Origin of the sequence: Puniceispirillum sp. (SeqCode), from assembly GCF_965657105.1 — a bacterium.
Lineage (GTDB): Bacteria > Pseudomonadota > Alphaproteobacteria > Puniceispirillales > Puniceispirillaceae > Puniceispirillum.
Genome location: NZ_CBFHNB010000049.1, coordinates 1 through 17,331, shown reverse-complemented (window position 1 = coordinate 17,331; position 17,331 = coordinate 1). Strand labels below are relative to the sequence as shown.

At 48.7% G+C, this 17,331-nt stretch carries 16 protein-coding genes; 5 read left to right on the top strand and 11 right to left on the bottom strand.

Annotated elements, in window-relative coordinates; translation table 11 throughout:
* Positions 1–17: 17 nt before the first annotated feature.
* Positions 18–776: an SIR2 family NAD-dependent protein deacylase gene (locus ACTF7Q_RS07700; RefSeq protein ID WP_438997271.1), complete on the top strand. Its 759-nt coding sequence runs from the start codon at positions 18–20 to the stop codon at positions 774–776.
* A 6-nt stretch (positions 777–782) separates the two neighbouring features.
* On the opposite strand, the gene ACTF7Q_RS07695 is transcribed toward ACTF7Q_RS07700, so the two are convergent.
* From ACTF7Q_RS07695 to ACTF7Q_RS07685, 3 genes are read right to left on the bottom strand one after another with little or no spacing between them, the layout of a single operon-like run.
* On the bottom strand, positions 783–1,442 hold the full coding sequence (locus ACTF7Q_RS07695) for a class I SAM-dependent DNA methyltransferase (protein WP_438997270.1): 660 nt from the start codon (positions 1,440–1,442) through the stop codon (positions 783–785).
* A 20-nt stretch (positions 1,443–1,462) separates the two neighbouring features.
* Positions 1,463–2,155 (bottom strand): SDR family oxidoreductase, encoded by a 693-nt coding sequence (locus ACTF7Q_RS07690; protein WP_438997269.1) that lies wholly within the window; start codon positions 2,153–2,155, stop codon positions 1,463–1,465.
* The gene (locus ACTF7Q_RS07685; RefSeq protein ID WP_438997268.1) at positions 2,155–2,736 is read right to left on the bottom strand and encodes an HD domain-containing protein; all 582 of its coding nucleotides are present in this window, start codon (positions 2,734–2,736) and stop codon (positions 2,155–2,157) included. Before ACTF7Q_RS07685 ends, ACTF7Q_RS07690 begins: the two co-directional genes overlap by 1 nt.
* 187 nt (positions 2,737–2,923) lie before the next feature.
* Between ACTF7Q_RS07685 and ACTF7Q_RS07680 the strand changes: the two genes are divergently transcribed.
* On the top strand, positions 2,924–3,949 hold the full coding sequence (locus tag ACTF7Q_RS07680; RefSeq protein WP_438997267.1) for an NAD(P)H-dependent flavin oxidoreductase: 1,026 nt from the start codon (positions 2,924–2,926) through the stop codon (positions 3,947–3,949).
* A 40-nt stretch (positions 3,950–3,989) separates the two neighbouring features.
* Here ACTF7Q_RS07680 and ACTF7Q_RS07675 read toward each other — a convergent pair whose 3' ends face one another.
* From ACTF7Q_RS07675 to ACTF7Q_RS07655, 5 genes are all read right to left on the bottom strand, one after another.
* A complete protein-coding gene (locus tag ACTF7Q_RS07675; RefSeq protein WP_438997266.1) occupies positions 3,990–5,219 on the bottom strand; it encodes a type II secretion system F family protein in 1,230 nt (409 codons plus the stop codon).
* A complete protein-coding gene (locus ACTF7Q_RS07670) occupies positions 5,219–6,916 on the bottom strand; it encodes a GspE/PulE family protein (protein ID WP_438997265.1) in 1,698 nt (565 codons plus the stop codon). The genes ACTF7Q_RS07675 and ACTF7Q_RS07670 overlap by 1 nt, the downstream gene beginning before the upstream one ends.
* Before the next feature lie 11 nt (positions 6,917–6,927).
* Positions 6,928–7,962 (bottom strand): hypothetical protein, encoded by a 1,035-nt coding sequence (locus ACTF7Q_RS07665; protein ID WP_438997264.1) that lies wholly within the window; start codon positions 7,960–7,962, stop codon positions 6,928–6,930.
* Between the two features lie 88 nt (positions 7,963–8,050).
* The gene (locus tag ACTF7Q_RS07660) at positions 8,051–9,259 is read right to left on the bottom strand and encodes a hypothetical protein (protein ID WP_438997263.1); all 1,209 of its coding nucleotides are present in this window, start codon (positions 9,257–9,259) and stop codon (positions 8,051–8,053) included.
* Between the two features lie 3 nt (positions 9,260–9,262).
* Positions 9,263–10,873: a PilN domain-containing protein gene (locus ACTF7Q_RS07655; RefSeq protein ID WP_438997262.1), complete on the bottom strand. Its 1,611-nt coding sequence runs from the start codon at positions 10,871–10,873 to the stop codon at positions 9,263–9,265.
* A gap of 100 nt (positions 10,874–10,973) precedes the next feature.
* Here ACTF7Q_RS07655 and ACTF7Q_RS07650 point away from each other — a divergent pair, with 100 nt between their 5' ends.
* Entirely contained in the window at positions 10,974–11,681 is a 708-nt protein-coding gene (locus ACTF7Q_RS07650) for a hypothetical protein (protein ID WP_438997261.1), read from the top strand.
* A gap of 21 nt (positions 11,682–11,702) precedes the next feature.
* Here ACTF7Q_RS07650 and ACTF7Q_RS07645 read toward each other — a convergent pair whose 3' ends face one another.
* The 3 genes from ACTF7Q_RS07645 to ACTF7Q_RS07635 are packed head-to-tail and all read right to left on the bottom strand — an operon-like array spanning position 11,703 to position 15,795.
* Positions 11,703–14,177: a type II secretion system protein GspD gene (locus ACTF7Q_RS07645; protein ID WP_438997260.1), complete on the bottom strand. Its 2,475-nt coding sequence runs from the start codon at positions 14,175–14,177 to the stop codon at positions 11,703–11,705.
* A gap of 44 nt (positions 14,178–14,221) precedes the next feature.
* Positions 14,222–14,980, bottom strand: coding sequence for a prepilin peptidase (locus ACTF7Q_RS07640; RefSeq protein WP_438997259.1), 759 nt, complete (start codon positions 14,978–14,980; stop codon positions 14,222–14,224).
* Between the two features lie 56 nt (positions 14,981–15,036).
* Positions 15,037–15,795: a tetratricopeptide repeat protein gene (locus tag ACTF7Q_RS07635; RefSeq protein ID WP_438997258.1), complete on the bottom strand. Its 759-nt coding sequence runs from the start codon at positions 15,793–15,795 to the stop codon at positions 15,037–15,039.
* A 60-nt stretch (positions 15,796–15,855) separates the two neighbouring features.
* Between ACTF7Q_RS07635 and ACTF7Q_RS07630 the strand changes: the two genes are divergently transcribed.
* The gene (locus tag ACTF7Q_RS07630; protein WP_438997257.1) at positions 15,856–16,860 is read left to right on the top strand and encodes a type IV pilus twitching motility protein PilT; all 1,005 of its coding nucleotides are present in this window, start codon (positions 15,856–15,858) and stop codon (positions 16,858–16,860) included.
* A 171-nt stretch (positions 16,861–17,031) separates the two neighbouring features.
* Positions 17,032–17,331, top strand: a 300-nt coding sequence (locus ACTF7Q_RS07625) for a type IV pilin protein (RefSeq protein ID WP_438997256.1), incomplete at its 3' end; no start/stop codon positions are given.

Below are 17,331 nucleotides of genomic sequence, written 5' to 3'. Positions count from 1 at the left end.
GTGGAAAGGCATCTTGAATGACTGTTTTATATATTACCGGTGCAGGCGTCAGCGTTGACAGCGGCATTCCCACCTTTCGCGGTGAGGATGGATTCTGGACAATCGGAAGTCATAATTATACCCCACAGGAAATGGCCACCCGTGCCATGTATATGAATGACCCAGGTCAATTTCTGCTGTGGTATTATCGACGCTTTGCCAGTTACCGTAATGTTGCCCCGAATATGGTGCATGGCTGGCTGGCTGATAAACAGCTCATCACCCAGAATATTGACGGGCTAGATGGCAAGGCTGGTAATGTGGATTATATCTCGATTCATGGGCGGCTTGATAAGGTCACTATTCTGCATGAACAGTCCTTTAGCGGCGGCGGGGAAATCGCGCTGATTGATGCCCCATGGGAACCTGTTGCGGCACTTGATCAGGATGATGACGAACGCCTGACAGCCGCCTTGCTTGAGCAGTTCAAAATCAGCACCCGCACACAGACACCGGAAATGGGCGTGTCGCTGAAACCCTATGTGTTGCTATTTGACGAGTTTTATACCGATCTGTACCGGATGACCGAAGCCGAAAGCTGGATGGATCAGGCCGATACCATGGTGTTTATGGGCACGTCCTTTAGCGTCAATATCACCGCCATTGCCTTGCGCATGGGGGTGGCACGCCGGATACCCATTGAAATTGTTGATCCGGTGCCTGTCGATCTTGGGGTGCCTGATATCACCTATCATGCGATGACCGCGGCGGCTTATATTGACAATCTGTCAGCCTAGACTTGTCTAAAACGCCTGTCGTAAATGAATGAGGCGGCCGTCGATATCTTCTTTTGTCAGATAGCGGATACGTGTATCGGCAACCAGTTCGATCTCATAATCTGCTAGATGCGGGATAAAGCTGGCATCCCAGTCACGCGCCTTCCAGCCCGCGCTATTGACCGTCAGCACAACAGGTGCCCCCGGTTTGACCGCGCCCATGATATGATGCAGATGCTCAATATGTGGCGGGCCAAAACCGAACACACCAACGCAGATTGCCGCGTCATAACGATTGCTGATATTGTAATCATCTGTCATATCCAGCCTGAACAGGTCACGATAAACGCCATGTTCTGCGGCAACAGCGCGCATTTCTTCGGACAGATCGGCACCGTCAATATGGCTATAGCCGCGTGCCGCCAGCAAAACCCCAACCAGACCGGTGCCGCACCCGATGTCAAGAATACGCGCCTTTCTATCAGTAACAATTTCGGCAAATCCGGCAACAGCATCCTGCGGTGCGGCATAGCCATGACCAGATACTGTTTCCCGATCATAGTCTCTGGCCCATTTGGCATACATATCCATCAAGGCGCTGGTGCTGGGGTTTGAATAGGCAATATTGATATGGTCATTATCGACCATCACGGGTGATGCTTTTTGATCCTGTTTATCTTTTGCCATATAGCCACCCCAGACATTCTTTAAAACGGTATTTCATCGCCTTTGTAATTTTCAAAAACGCCGGTTGTGGCCAATGACAAGGCATCAAAGCGGGCCAGCAATCCGGACGCGCTCTGTTCCGGCGAAATACTGGCTTCTCTACCGCCCATATCGGTGCGCACCCAGCCCGGATGAAACGCCCCAACGGCGATCCCGTCAGGTTCCAGTTCAACCGCCATTGAACGTGCCAGATTGGTCGCCGCTGCCTTGGATGCCCGATAGATCGGGGCGTTGCTATGCGATTGCCGGTTGCTGCCCATGATCGATGAAATAACCGCGATTTTACCGGGTGTTTCCTTTTTGACATGCGGCAGAAAAGCGCGCGCTGTAAAGAAAACACCTGCTACATTTGTCATCAGCACATTTTCAATGGCGACATGGTCATGCTTGGGGTCAAGCATCCCGCCATAGCTGTTCAGAACGCCGGCATTACATACCAGAATGTCAATCGCGCGGGTCATACCAGCGGCGATTCTACTCATATCATTTTCTGCGCAGACATCCAGACCAAGCACGGTGATATCACTATTCTGCTTGGCGGCGGCAATCAGATCGGTCGCCTGCATCGCATCACGGCAACAGGCAATCACCTTGTCACCGCGGGCGGCGGCTTGGCGTGTCATTTCTAGTCCAATACCGCGATTAGCGCCGGTAATCATGATTGTTTTGGGCATCAGTTTGTCTCGTCTTGGCCGATGATGGCGGGGTCAAAAGGGTCACGGCTAAAAATGGCGCGCAACATGGGTTCAAAATGGCTCAAGGGCAACGTATCATAATCCGGATCAAACGCCATCTGATCCCATAGCTGGCAAAAACGGTCACAGCTATCAAACCATTTATGTCCGGCAAAAATATCACGCGCGTTTTTATCAACGCCTTCTGCCTCGCCATGATAATAAAGCTGGAAAATGCCGTGATGTTCTATCACCCAAGTGACTTCGGCGCGCACATAGGGGCGGATGATCGCGGCGGCAAGCTGAGAATGGTTCATCGGCGCTAGATCATCGCCCAGATCATGGATCAGCGCGGCTATAATCATCTCGCTATCGGCACCATCACGTTCAGCGCGGGTGGCCGCTTGCAGTGAATGTTCCAATCGGTCAATTTGATAACCCGCCAATGTTGACTTTAGGCCTTGCAAGGCAGCCAGCAGGCGATCCGGCAAAGCTTCGACAAATTCATCCTCCAACTTGCCAAGCAGAGCATAGTCGGCGGCGGTGCCTTCATCCATGCGGCGGAAATTGACGGTGTCCATGTGCATCTCCTTGCTTTGCACAGTTGGCAATCCAAACTGTGGTTAGTTCACGTCTTGATAGTGAAGCGATGCGCGATCGCGGTCAATATGGCATGGGTCAAAAGTCATCTAAGTTTCGGTATGATTTTTTAGATGCCCGTGGCAATGTTACGTTTGGTTCCGAAACGATACAAATGGACAAAACGTAATGCCTGCATATGCGTTGACCAAACTGCTGAATATAGATCATCCGGTTTTGCAAGCGCCTATGGCTGGGGGCATAACATCACCCGGCTTTGTCGCTGATGTGTCAAATTTCGGCATGCTGGGATCTATAGCCAGCGGTTATCTTTCTCTAGCGCAGGTTGATCGTTTCATCGATCAAGTTCAGGCGCAAACCACCGCGCCATTTTCGGTCAATATATTTGTCGATTATGATGACTATGGACAGGTCAGCTTAACCAAACCCAAAGAAATCATTCAAATTGAAGCGGATCTGGGGCTTGATGTGGATGATTGTTTCATCATTCCGCCACCCCCTTCGATGCGCAATCTAATAGCCCTTCTGATTGACCGCAAGGTTCCGATAGTCAGCACTACCTTCGGGCTTTTGAGAGATGAAGATGTCGCCGCGCTCAAACAGGCTGGCATAATCTTGATGACCACTATTAACGCCGTTGATGAAATTGATGACGCTTTACGAACTCAGGATTCCGACATTCTGATGTATCAAAATGCTCATGCTGGCGGGCATAAGGGTGGGTTTTCTGACGACGGTCATAGTGATGTGATTGCCTTTTGCGCGGCGATGCGCCGCCACCCCGATAAGCCTTTTATCATGGCAGGCGGTATCGTGACGCGGGATGATATTGAACAGGCGCTGAAACAAGGCTTTGCAGGGGTTCAGATTGGCACTGCTTTTCTGGCCACAAAGCAAAGTGCCGCATCGCAAGCCTATAAACAATCCATCATCGATGCTACTGATGCGCATGCCACAATATCCACCACAAGCATCACTGGCAAAAGCGCACGCGGGCTAAAAAATCATCTAGCCCAGCTCGCATTTAAATATAATATGGGATTTCCCCATCTGCATTATGCGACAGCACCCTTGCGGAAACATGCCAAGGCGATAGAGAACCCTGACTATCAATCGCTATGGGCGGGCACGGGGGTCACAAGGATTAATGAAATACCTGAACTGCATGACTATATGCAGTCACTTGTAAAATGATTTATTTTGCGCCTGATTTTTGGTGTAAAGACCCGACTGGCTAGCGGATAGCATCGCCAGCCGAGAAAATCGGCAGATATAGCGCGACCACCATGATACCGATCATAGCGCCAACAAAAACGATCATAAGCGGTTCGATGATCGTTGACAGACCATCGACAACGGTGGTGAATTCTTCTTCGTAATATTTGGCAATCGATGTCAGCATTTCGTCCATATTACCGGTGCGTTCGCCAACCGCCATTAATTGCGACAAGGCAATCGGAAAGACAGCTTCATTGCCGAATAATTGTGACAGCGGTGCGCCGGTGGTGATTTTCTGCTTGATACGGGTCATAGCATCCAGAAACTGGATATTTTGTGACACCGTGCTGGACACTTCCAATGTATCGATTACCGACACACCAGCGGCTAACAGATTGGCCATCAGCAACGACATGCGGGCAACCGTTGCTTTGACGATAATATCGCCGACAATCGGCAGACGTAGGGCGATGATGCTTTTCAATTTACGGTATGTGCGGACAAAGCGGTTCAACAGATGATTGACCAGCATCACGGCGGCAAATGTACCAAAAACACGAGCCAGATTACCGCCATCCTGTATCCAGTTACTGGCATTGACGATCGCCTGTGTTGGTCCCGGTAATTCGGCGCCTAGCCCTTCATACATATCCTGGAAAGTCGGCACGACATTGGTCAGCATGAAATATGAGATAGATATCGTGATAACTACAAGCGTAACTGGATAGAATAAAGCTGATTTGATTCCGGCCTTGATCGCCTGTTGCTTTTCCAGCATTTCGACAAGCCGATCCAGAAACGTATCAAGCTTTCCCGAAATTTCGCCAGCTTCGACCATATTCAGATAGACCGCATCAAAATGCCGCTTATGGTGGCGAAATGATTGCGATAGTGACGCGCCATTATTCAGCTTGGTGATCATGTCGGTTGATACACGTTTCATATTGGCGTTACTGGATTGTCCGGCGACCAGTATCATCGCTTCGACAATTGGCAGGCCCGCGCGCATCATGGTTGCGATCTTCTTGGTGAAAATCATGATTTCCTTGGCTGGAATCGAACCAAACGGGCCCCAAGTGATATCGATATTTATCGATGATTTTTTCTTTGCTTTGATTTCTTTTAGCGCAATGTCGCGCATACCTTCGGCGCGGAGTTTTTGCCGTATTTGCATGGCATTTTCGCCTTCAACTTCGCCTTTGGTCTTTTTGCCGCGCTGATTGGCCTTATAGGTAAATTTTTTCATTATAGAACTAGAATCCGCGTATATTCGGCGATGCTGAACACACCTTCTTTGACAAAGCCGCGGGCAATTTCCTGCATTGTCTGGAACCCATCCACTTTAGCCGCGGCCAGTAATTCGGGTGCGAGGGCTTCTTTAAGAATGGCTTCTTCAAGTTCGGGATTTATCCGCAGAACTTCATAAATACCGCGCCGTCCCTTGTACCCGCTGCCGTCACATTTATCGCATCCGGCACCAACTTGCGGTTGCCACCCTTCGGTATCTTCATCTTTGAAGCCGATTTTGCGTAATGAGGCGGTGGTGGCTTTCGGGTCATTAATCAGGCAATGTTTACAATTCGGGCGGCCAAGGCGTTGCGCCACTATCAGGCTGGTTGCGGCGGCGATCATGAAAGGGGGCACCCCCATATTCATCAGGCGAGTGATCGTGGAAATGGCGTCATTCGTATGTAAAGTTGATAACAGCAAATGACCAGTCAAAGCGGCCTTTACCGCAATTTCGACGGTTTCTGTATCGCGTATCTCCCCTACCAGAATCACTTCGGGATCTTGCCGCAGAAAGGCGCGCAAAATGGCATTAAATGACAAACCGATTTTTTCGTTTGCCTGTGTCTGTCCGACGCCTTCAAGGTAATATTCTACCGGATCTTCGGCAGTCATGATATTCAGGTCGGGATCGTTAATATGCTGCAGACAGCCATAAAGTGTTGTGGTTTTGCCCGATCCGGTAGGGCCAGTCACCAGCACCATGCCTTGTGGGGCGGTGATGGCATCGACGATCTTGTCATAATTTTCGCTGGTCAGGCCAATCCGGCTCAAGGATAAGGACGGGTCCCCTTTCAGGATTCGCATAACAATGCGTTCGCCATTCTTGCCTGGCAGCACATTGAAACGAAAATCGATATCCTCACCCAGATAGGAAATCGTAATACCACCGTCCTGGGGCAGACGTTTTTCCGAAATATCACAATCAGCCATAATCTTGAAACGCGTTATGACGCCCAGAAAATTGCGAAACAGATAGTCTGAATATTCTTCGCGGATGACGAGCCTGCCATCAATCCGAAAGCGGACACGGGCAATATCGCGGAACGGCTCGATATGAATATCACTGGTGCCAGTATCAAGCGCGCTATGCAGAATATGATCGCAAAATTCGGGCACCAGCTCATCATTATCCAGAGCAAATTTTGATCTGCGGGTTTTGCTGCCGGTGATTGAATGTTGTAGCTTCTTTTGGGCGCTATCCAGAACCGATTTTATACGCTCATGGCTTCGCAGCGCTTCAAAATTTGACAGGCTGATAAGTTGGAATTCAATATTGAAATTGGAAATGGATTTGAGCTGGCCTGCCAAAGTGGCGGTTGTCGGATCGATGATACCAACACGTAAAAACCGGTTTTCGACCTGAAAGGGGATCGCATAATGCTTGTCAATAAAGCTGACCGGAATCAAGGCTAGTGCCCGCACATCGACTTGCTTTGGCTCTAGCTGGCATCGGCGCAACGCATAGGCACGCGATAACACCTTATGCACCAGCTCTTCATCGGTGCCGCCTGATCGAATTAATGTTTCCAGCAATGCAGACGAGATGCCATTTGAACTGGAATGCGCTTCGGATAGTTTTTGCGGGTCGACAAAATTTGACGATTGCATGACGCGCAAAACCTTATCGGCGACTTCATTACTAAAAATGGCCATTATGCACCTGCCTAACTGCCATTCGTATCTGTTTCACTGTCATCTATAATTTCGACTGGAATCGCAGCATCTGGAAGCGGGCCAAAGTCGAGCTGCGGGGTTTCAGGCGCGGGGGCAAGGGTGCCAGGTGTGATTTCTGGAACAGGTATCAGACCAGTCGAAGCAGGTTTGGCGGTGAAGGGGCGTTCGGGAACGTAACCGATTGGCAATAAATTAACATCCCCGTTTTCGGCGACAAGCATAACGCCTTGCGGGGTGATTTTTGTCAGATTAACATTGCCATTGCCCAGCATGTCACCTTCGCGTAGCGTCAGAAGCTGGCGGGCTGATTGGTTAAGATCGAACAAATTATTGTCATTGATTACCGTTTCCACCGCATAAGGCGCCACCCGGATCATCGCTGTTGACGAAAATGTATTTAGCGGCTCCACACCCGGATATTCCAGCACCGCATAGCAATCCTTCACAAGACCATTGGTTTTAGCCATCATTAATTCACAATAGCGTTCGGCATGAACAACATTGCGGGTTGGCCCTATATCCAGAATGATGCCGTCTTCTTCCTCATCTTCCCGCATGATGAAATGGGCACCAAGAAAGGCATATGAAGTGGATTTCAGATCAATCGCTGTTTGACGTGCCAGATTATAATCTTCAAAAATACCGATCCGTGCATAGGCCATTAAAGGCTTGTTACCCGCTAGAATTTCTTCATTATTGTCGGCAAAGATTTGTGCTTTGGTTTCTTTGCGCGATACAGCCAACCCGACTACGCGGTAATTTCGGGCAACAAGAGCCAGTTCGGATTGTTCGCCCAGCAATTCGGCGCCCGTTGGTTGATTTTTTGATAGATCCCCAATAGGTGCTGGCAGAGGCACCCCACCGGTTGCCTGATCGGCGACACGATCCAGTCCACGCGCAAAAGGATCATCGATATCCAGAACTTCAGGCGCTTCTAATGAGGTGGTGTTATCGGCACCTGCAAAGGCAGGCACAATATGGAATACCGATAAAAGCACGATGATTTTGAATACTATACGTTTCATTTATATTGCCAGTTACCCTACTTAAAATTTAATTATCTAATATATGGTTCCGTTAATATTTCAGTGAAACAAGATAATATATTTGGGACTAGATGCTGGACGGCACCATCAGCCGCAGATTGATATCAACGATCCGGTTATTTGGTTTTGCCATGATGTTTTCATCGAGCACATGAACTAGCCCCTGATCGCGCACAAAGCGGTTACGCAGACGCAGATAGGTCAGGAAATTGCCTTTCATTTCAATGCTTAACGTCTGGCCAATGAGACCTGAAACGGCGATATCTTCCTGCGTTAATTGTAAATTGCCATCATTGACTGACATGCCAGACGCTTTCAAATCTTCAATAAAATTCCTGATGACTTCATCGGCGGTTTGGCTATCGACAAACTTTCTGATCATGTCATTGATCTGTGCTTCTTTTTCGGCTTTCCGCTGATTTGCAGCGGCGATTTGCGGCTGTGCTTGTGAAATAACCGCTTCAAACTGCCTGATCTGTCCGATGACATCGCGATTTATGCGCGTTTGAGGTAGTAAAAATCCGGTATTAAGCAAAAAAGGGCCAGTCAGTGAGGCAACAATCATAAAGCCCCATAATATTGTTCCAGCTACCGCATTGCCATTGAGCTCGCGAAGATAGCGCGCCCGTGAAAAGCGCGTTTTTGCCAATGTCTTGCGTCGCTGGTTACGCAGTTTTTCTTCTCGAGCATGTTGGGCCGCCTGTTTCTTTTCTTCACGAGTGGCATTCGACGCTTTGGCTTTTTGCTGTGCCCGTTCTTTGGCTTTGCTGGCTTTTGCCGATGCGACAGGAGGCATCGTCGCCAGTTCTGTGCCTAATCCCAGATTTGGCGGCATAGTGGTTGGGTTGTCAGAGGCTAGCGTATTGTCGGAGTCTGACGATAGACGCCCGGATGCCACGCCAGCACGGGCTTGTGGCATCTGAAACGATGATCCTGTTCCGGTTTGATCCATGCGATGCGGGGGCGGGGACGAATCCGGCTGGGCTATGGTGGCTTGGGGAAGATTGAGCGCTGATACTGTGCCAGCAGGCGGCGAAGCGGGAGTTTGGTTGGCCAGATTGGGATTAGCTGAATCAGGGCCGGACATCTCGCAATCAGCCAGTTCAGGGCTGGTATTATCGGGGGTAAAGGGATTGTTCAGCGGTTGTTGTGGTCTGGCCATAGGTTCGGCATTCGCTGATTGCTGAAGTTGCTGTAACAAAGCATAGGCTTCAGCTGATAATTCAGTGGTTACAGGTGTTTCAGAACGACCAAGCAGTTTTTTGAAATCTATCATGCTTTATCGCTCCTGTTGCAAAGTGCCGGTTAGTTCGAAATCATAGAATGTGCTTTCCTCGCGTGGTGATGGCCTGGTGCTTGGGTTGGCCACTAATCCGCTATTGGTAAGCTCGGTCATAAAGGTGAAAATCGCCGCCTCGCTGATGGCTGATCCGGAAATAGTCAGATTGTTATTATCTTCCAGCCTATATGATGACAATTCCAGCCCTTCGGGTAATAAGTCGGGCAACGTGTCCATGATGACGAGCTTGCCGCGTGGCATGCCGATTTCGGATACTGCCATCAATTCGGCTTCACGAATGCCAACCGTTTCCTCGGCGCTAGTAAGCTGTTGTTGTGCCGTTGCAGCCGATATTTTGATATCTTCAATGCCGCGGCTTTCGGATTTGCTGTCCAGAAAGCCAGGCACAACCATCCCAAAAGTCCAGCCAAACATAATCATGGCAACCACGACCCATGCTTTGAGCAAACTGCGCGATACGACGCCCATTTGGCGGTTGCGCCGCAATGTGTCGGCATGGGGAAGCATCGATAGCTGGATTAGGCCACGATCTGGCTCACCAAAGGTGCCAAGTCGCCGCAGTCCCAAACCAAAGGCTGATCCAAAGCCAGATACATTGCCTACTTTTGATAAAAGCTGGGTCACAGGCTGCGATAATTGTGCCCGTTCGGTTGGATCCCACAAGGTGATAGGGGCGAGGGTGAAACCCCGATCAAGCAAGGTCATCAGGTTGCGAGCACGAAGCGCATCAACGGCGACATGTATCACTGAAAAGGGTGGAAAATCCTGTTCTTCCTGCAGAAACAGAATGGCTTGTTTTAATGTATTACCAGTACGGGCGCCTACTTCATCCCAGAATTCACCAGTTGGGTCTTCAATATCTTCAACCTCGGTCAAAAGCACATGATCGAATTCACTGATCTCCAGCTTGACGGTGTGAAATTTATTATATTGAAACGCGATCACTTCGATGCGATTCTGGGTAATATGCAAAATAGCCTGACTTTGGCGCTTTTCCTCGCGTGATAGCGAGTCATATAGGAAATTGGCCAAGGCCACTGGTTCCAGATCGATATGAACAGGATTCAGATGCGCCGCCAACAATATATCAGACCAGGGGCGTAAGCTGGTCGTTTCGGCAAATCCGATAACAACACGCGTCAAATCATCATTTTCCGAGCTGATCAGCGTATGATATGAAACAAACGGATCTTCAAGCTTGCCTATGTCGGGTTCGGCATCCTGCCAGAAACTGATATCTTTGGCTTCCTTGGCAAGCTCGGCAGGTGTCATGAAAGGCAAGTTGATTTGTCGTAAAGTCACGATACCGCTGGGAATGATAATGCCGGCATCTTGCGCCGCATACATATCGCGCTCATGCATGGTGCGCAGCGTATCGACAACCATATCCTGACTTCGTGATAGATTGTGCATGTCCAATTGGCGGGGCAAACCAGCACTTGCCAGATTATCAATGTTTATGACATTGGAATTTAATCTTACTTCGGCTACCGTGACTGCCTTGGGATGTAATTTGATCGCAACGACTTCGTCGGAGCCTTTGCCGATGGGACGGAAGAAGCTAGCAAATTTGGTTAATGCAGTTGCCATTAGAAAACACTCGATAAATGTTAATGTTTTGTTAATCTTTGTCAGTCAGTTTTAAGCGCGTTTACCATTCGGGATCATAAAAAATGTCTAGGGATAAATAATGGACGCACTCACTTTTATTTCAGATCAAACCATGTACCTGCTTTCAGTAGTCTTGCCTGATGCCAACCCGAAACAGATACGATTGCTTCTGCTAAGCAGCGTTGGGCTGGCTATTGTGCTTATGATGTTTGCGATCATGAGGTCATTGTTCAGCGAGAAACCAACACCGCAGGAAGACGCAGCCCGCACAGATGAAACGCCGCCAAAGGCAAAAAAAACAGCCAAAACCAAACAGGCAGATAAGGCGGCACCCAAGAAAGCTGGTGCCAAAAAAACTGGTGCCAGAAAAGCTGTTGCCAAGAAAGCAGGTGCCAATAAAGCGGGTGCCAATAAAGCGGGTGCCAATAAAGCGGTTGCTAAAAAGAAAGCTGACCCCAAAATTGTTTTGCCCGATGAAACGCCAACTAACGCCGCCCCTGAATCATTAACCACATCTGCACCCAAACCAGTTACAAATGCAGCCTTTGATGTCCCAAGCGATGATGACATAACAGCAGATATTTCCGCACCCGAGGCCAGTACTGGCGGCTTTAGCTTTTTTAAGCGCGAGTCAAGTGGTGCCAAGGCGGACGCTGAGTTGATTTCAATCGAGCAGGAAATGCTGGCTGTCCGGCAATTATATATGGATGAGCGCATTACAAAAGACGTCTATGTTGTCGAAACCCGCCGACTTTATGAAAAAGCCAACGCGTTACGTTCGGGTTAACTATATCCATCACCAACATGTCTAATTTGCTTTCCGGCGGTTGCGCGTGCGAAACGCCGAATGCGGTTGCTGGTCGGCGCTTGGGTCGATAACGGTTGGTGCCATAAATATAATGGTTTCGGACAAGGTGTTCTCAATGCCGTCGCTCCCGCCAAGCGCCGGGGCAATGGCGCCAAGCTCGCCTGTCATGCCAGGTAAGCCGGTTGTATTGGTTGTCTCGGAATTGCGGGTCAAACCTGCCAGAACGATCACATCACCAGGTGCTGACCAAAATTTGGTCGTGATGGTGTCGGTTGTTTCATCAGTTTCATTGGTCACAGAGCTAAGCGCCGAGGCAAATCGCGTATCTTCAAGCCTGACTTCCAACTGCACTGTCTTATTGATGCGATTGATCTTCACCTTGCCAATATCAAGCTGGAAAGGAGCTAGGAATTCATCGATCACTGTATTGGTCAAAACGGTACCGTTATCACTGGCAGATTGTTCAATGCGCGAAACACGCGCCTTTTGCACACGAGAAATTTCGGCCGTTTCGCCATCTGCGACCAGAATAGTCGGGCTGGATACAAGCCGTGCCAGTTTATTCGATTCAAGGAAGTTAATCAGGCTGGTCAATTCCTGATTTGGTGAAGACAAATTCAAGTTAAAACTACTTGCCGCGGCGGCAACGCCATCACTGACACCCGTAAGTGTGGCTTCGCTGACCCCATTACCACCTGCTGATGGATTGGCATTTAGAAGAGAATCGATCTGACGGCTGAAATCTTGCGATACGGTAATCATGAAGATTTCGATGAGCACCTGCAGATTTGGTACATCAAACTGTTCGACCAGCTTGACGAGCAGATCATTATCGCGACGAGTGCCTGAAATGATCATGCCGGTGTCATCGGCTAGCATAGTTGGCTTTCTAGGCGCTGGATCGCCATCAGGGCAAGCTAGGTCATTATCAAGAATGCTTGATGATGTGGCTGAGACGCTTGCTGAAGCTGGCGTAGTTGTCGGACTTGCCAGACTTGCCGGACTTGCCGTTGCCGCATTTGTGCTTGTGGTATTATCAGCATCGCGGGTCATTGCAAAAAAATCATCAATACGATTGATCACACCTGCACTGCCTGTAATAGGGGCGTTATAGATGTTGATTTTTTCGACAAAAACCTCGCGGCTAGGCACGATGCACGGATTTTCAATCAGCATATTTTGCTTGCTGGCAAGTGCCAGAAGCGCGCCATTACTGCCATGCTGGATGTTATGTTTTTCAGGTGTCAGCAAATCATTTGTGCGGCGATCAAACTGCATCATTGTTTTACGGATTTTGCGTGCTTCTTCGGTGAGATCGGCAAGCGCAAGGCTGGCAATCTCGCCAGCTGGTGCGCGAGACATCGTCTCAACACCGCGAATAAAACTCTCATCATCAGCCCCAAGCAAAAGCTGGCTTAGGCCGATCATTTGCCGCAGTCGTTCTTGATCCTGATTGGCTCTTTCAAGCGTTCTTTTATCGAATAATTGCTTGTTATAGCCTTCAATGCTGGTACGTATTGTCGCCAGCCGGTTAGTCAACTCGGTGTCGGTATAGATTTGCGCCACTTCGATATCGGCATCATAAATAATGGCCAAATCATTCTGCTGCATCAAGGCATCCAGAATAGCTAGAACACTGGCTTCGATGGCGATCGTAACGGTCTGATTTGAGTTCAGAACAGCATCTGACATCGTGGCCTGTAGGTTAATACTTTGCATTAGAAAATTCAGCGCATCGGCAATCGGCATCTGTCGTGCCGAGAATGATATTACCGGGTTATTGAGCTGGTTTCTGATGCTTGCTGTTTTACTTGCAAAGGTGCCGTTTTCACCGCCAACAAAGACAATATCTGACGGAATGGATAAGTAACCGTCACGATCCGCGGTCAGATTTCTGCCAAATACGGGGATAGGGTCGGAAAGGCCCGCCACAGTTGTTTTCATCAAAGCTTCAACTTCGGTTTTAACAACCCTGATATCATTAAAAAGCCTTTTTTCAAGTTCCAGCCCGCGACCTACCAGATCGGCGGCACGCTTTTCCATGCGTTCTGTCAGAATGGTGTTCTTTTCTCCATCACTCAGGGCCCCGTCATCCTGTATCATCAGGTCCCCATTTGATGTGGCTACCATATTTTCGTTATCGTCTTGATTATCTACCGAATCCTGCAAGCGCCCATAAACATGCTTTACAAAAGCACTGTTACCAAGGCTAGAGGGGGCATGTTGCACTTGCAAAAGCAAACGGCGTGGAAGCTTTTCGGCAACTGGAAAATCTTCATCATCGATACCCTTGATTGGTGCAATCAGCGATTCCTTGACCAGGTTTTTGCTGGACTCAATTGACACATCGGCAGGCAGGCGCTCGGGCGTGTCACAGGACATCAATAATAATACGCCAAAAAACCCGATGGCTGATTTGCAAAAAGTGACACCCATATGACTGGGCTTGCTAATGATCTTGAATGAAAACAACATGTGACTGCGACACTCCAATGGTATATCGAAGTTCGCTAAATTAATTACATTAAGAATATAGACCAAAGGATAAAAACACCGCCCAGAAAAATACCGAAGGGAAGTCGGGTTAAAATGGATGCTTTGCCGGTCAGTATCATGAATAGGCCGCATAGCGCCGCACTGGCTGCTGCCAGGACCAGAATTGACAAAGCGCCTTGCCATCCTGTCCAGGCTCCAATCGCGCCCAGCATCCAGAAATCGCCTTCACCAAAGCCATTTTGTCCGCGTATCAGGCGGTATAGCAGATTGATAGATAATGGTGTTAAGGCGCCAACAGCAAAGCCCCATAACGCTTCAACAGGTGCTAAATGCCAGCTTGTTAAGGTTGCTAAACCCATGTTGGGCGATACTGAACCGATCACCGCAAAGACTAGGCCAATGATGGCTAGAATGCTCAATAAAGTGGGATGCAGGATCATCGCTTCAGCATCGGTAAGCATCGAAATGCCGATGAAAATAGCCGCAATTGAAAATCCAATGGCGGTCATAACCGGCAATGTCAGCGCATATATCACGATCAATCCGGCAAATACCAGTTCGACCATAATATAACGATAGGGTAGCTTTAACGTGCCGCAATGGCACATGCCGCGCTTTCGAAGCCAGCCGATGAAAGGCAGATTTTCAAGAATGTGCAAAGGGCGTTTGCAGGCACGACAGCGCGAAGCCTGATAGATAATATCCTCGTCCCGAATCAGGCGCATCGCCGCCGCATTGGCAAATGATCCAAGACAACCGCCAAGACAAAAGACACACAACATAATCATCACCGACATGTATGGCATCTGCGTAATCGCCAGTATTGTGAAGCTGCCACTCACGGGGCAAGTGCCAGTTCTTCAAGCTTGGCGATGGCGCTCAGGCTACCCGCGGCGGCGGCGCGTTCATACCAATTTTGCGCCATGCCAAAGGCATAAGGTGATCTTCGTCCAAGATGGTAATTCGCCAACATTTCCATAGCATCGACAACTCCGCCCTCGGCTGCGCATGTGATTTCGGGTAGGACGCTTCGTATAACCTCGCCATCTTCGATCTTGTTCAGCGCCGATATCAAACAAGCACGCGGCTCCTCGCTCCGCATCGCTTCGGCCAAAAAGGTTCCGGCTTTGGATTTATCGAAGCCCGGATTATTTTCATCGGCATAAAGCAAGGCGAGTTCAAAATTAGGCTCCATCGATTGGCGGGCGAGGGCGCGTTCCAACCATTTGCGTGCTTTAACATAATTCTGTGCGACACCGGTGCCGCCACGATACATGACACCGGTCAATTCCGACGCTTGCGCATGGCCATTACGCGCCGCGTTCAGTGCCCATCCAAAAGCCAGCTGGTTATAATTTTCAGGATCACTATCCACATGTGTCAGCAGGTAACTGGCAATGGCAAACATGGCATCAATGTCACGTTTGTGTGCTGCCTTTAGCTGGGCATGTATTTCAGCTGGGGCAGTTTCAGGCAGTACATACGCCTCGGATGCCCCAGCCTCGGACACCATTATTTTCATGAGCAGAGAAAAAGTGAATAGAGCTAATATAGCGGCACAGATAAGTGCCTTTGTGTCTTTTAATATTAGAAACATCGAATAAACCACCGCGTCAGTTTTTGAGCTATCCCAACGTCAACAAGTTAAGTGAGCATCATGGAATCATCATCTAACCCGATATACGGTATATTAATTAATACGGTAAATACCCGTAAAGTGTCTGACTTTCACATACATGCGAATCAGAAGATCCAGGTTCGCGAGTCCGGTGATATAGCGCCTATCGATTTTGTAGCGACCAATGAAATGCTTGAAGACCTGTTGCGTGGCGAACTTGGGGACGCGGCATTCGCCCAGTTTGAAAAGACAGGTGATGTCGATTTTGCGATTCAATATCAAGGCCAGCGTTTCCGGGCTAACGGCTATAAAATGCTGCAAGGCTATGCCATGGTATTGCGTGTCATCATCACCGATGTGCCGCATATCGACCATTTGGGTTTGCCGCCTGCGGTGCATGACGTGTTAACCAAGAAGTCGGGTCTTGTCCTTGTTACAGGCCAGACAGGTTCGGGTAAATCGACCTCGCTGGCGGCGATGGTTGATAAAATTAATCGTGAACGAAATGAAAATATTATCACCGTAGAAGATCCGGTTGAATTCGTGCATCACAGCAAAAAATCAATCATCACCCAGCGCGAAGTTGGGCGTGATACTATGACGTTTGGCAGTGCAATCAAGGGCGCGTTGCGACAGGATCCGGACATTATCCTGATGGGTGAGCTTCGCGATTATGAGACTGTTTCGATGGCGATGACGGCGGCGGAAACAGGCCATCTGGTGTTCGGCACGCTGCATACGAATGGCGCACCAGAAACCATAAACCGTATTATTGATGTTTTTCCTGCCGAAGAACAGTCACAGGCACGATCGCAATTATCACAATCCTTGCGGCTCGTTGTAACCCAGCAATTATTGAAACGTAAAGGCGGCGGGCGTATTGGTGCCTATGAGGTGATGGTATGTATCCCTGCTATTGCTAATTTGATTCGTGAACAGAAAGTCGTTCAAATTCAAACAATTATGCAAACTGGACATCAATATGGCATGGTTACAATGGATAAATATATCGAAATGCTTGAGGACAAAGGCATGATCGAATGATGAGATATTCATGGGGAGGCTGTTCAGGGGCATTCATTAAATAAGAAAATTCTAAATAATTTGTTTCAAATATTAATCCTAATAAAACGACCTCAGATACCTTGCAAATTTCCGCAGGTAGTTCAGTTGGCAATGATGCCAATTTTCTAATTTTGAAATGAGGAACAAATTATGACTTTGAAGAAAACCGAAGGCTTTTCGCTAATCGAACTTCTTGTTGTGGTTGCGATTATCGGTGTTCTGGCTGCGGTCGGTATCGTCGGTTATCAGCAATATATCGACAATACCAAGACTGATGTAACAAAAACAAACGCCCAAACGCTGGAACGTTGGATCACTTCAATTCAGCTCGCACGTGCGGGTGGTCTGACCGTGGCACCAGCTGATTGTGATACATCAACCACAGGCGCTTTAACAGCATGTTTTGATAGTTCGCTTACATCTACAGGGGGTCCGCTGGATAACTTTAAG

Bases quoted from the DNA above. Each gene is read 5' to 3' on its own strand.
- ACTF7Q_RS07700 (WP_438997271.1), top strand. From the start codon at position 18: ATGACTGTTTTATATATTACCGGTGCAGGCGTCAGCGTTGACAGCGGC.
- ACTF7Q_RS07695 (WP_438997270.1), bottom strand. From the start codon at position 1,442: ATGGCAAAAGATAAACAGGATCAAAAAGCATCACCCGTGATGGTCGAT.
- ACTF7Q_RS07690 (WP_438997269.1), bottom strand. From the start codon at position 2,155: ATGCCCAAAACAATCATGATTACCGGCGCTAATCGCGGTATTGGACTA.
- ACTF7Q_RS07685 (WP_438997268.1), bottom strand. From the start codon at position 2,736: ATGGACACCGTCAATTTCCGCCGCATGGATGAAGGCACCGCCGCCGAC.
- ACTF7Q_RS07680 (WP_438997267.1), top strand. From the start codon at position 2,924: ATGCCTGCATATGCGTTGACCAAACTGCTGAATATAGATCATCCGGTT.
- ACTF7Q_RS07675 (WP_438997266.1), bottom strand. From the start codon at position 5,219: ATGAAAAAATTTACCTATAAGGCCAATCAGCGCGGCAAAAAGACCAAA.
- ACTF7Q_RS07670 (WP_438997265.1), bottom strand. From the start codon at position 6,916: ATGGCCATTTTTAGTAATGAAGTCGCCGATAAGGTTTTGCGCGTCATG.
- ACTF7Q_RS07665 (WP_438997264.1), bottom strand. From the start codon at position 7,962: ATGAAACGTATAGTATTCAAAATCATCGTGCTTTTATCGGTATTCCAT.
- ACTF7Q_RS07660 (WP_438997263.1), bottom strand. From the start codon at position 9,259: ATGATAGATTTCAAAAAACTGCTTGGTCGTTCTGAAACACCTGTAACC.
- ACTF7Q_RS07655 (WP_438997262.1), bottom strand. From the start codon at position 10,873: ATGGCAACTGCATTAACCAAATTTGCTAGCTTCTTCCGTCCCATCGGC.
- ACTF7Q_RS07650 (WP_438997261.1), top strand. From the start codon at position 10,974: ATGGACGCACTCACTTTTATTTCAGATCAAACCATGTACCTGCTTTCA.
- ACTF7Q_RS07645 (WP_438997260.1), bottom strand. From the start codon at position 14,177: ATGTTGTTTTCATTCAAGATCATTAGCAAGCCCAGTCATATGGGTGTC.
- ACTF7Q_RS07640 (WP_438997259.1), bottom strand. From the start codon at position 14,980: ATGTTGTGTGTCTTTTGTCTTGGCGGTTGTCTTGGATCATTTGCCAAT.
- ACTF7Q_RS07635 (WP_438997258.1), bottom strand. From the start codon at position 15,795: ATGTTTCTAATATTAAAAGACACAAAGGCACTTATCTGTGCCGCTATA.
- ACTF7Q_RS07630 (WP_438997257.1), top strand. From the start codon at position 15,856: ATGGAATCATCATCTAACCCGATATACGGTATATTAATTAATACGGTA.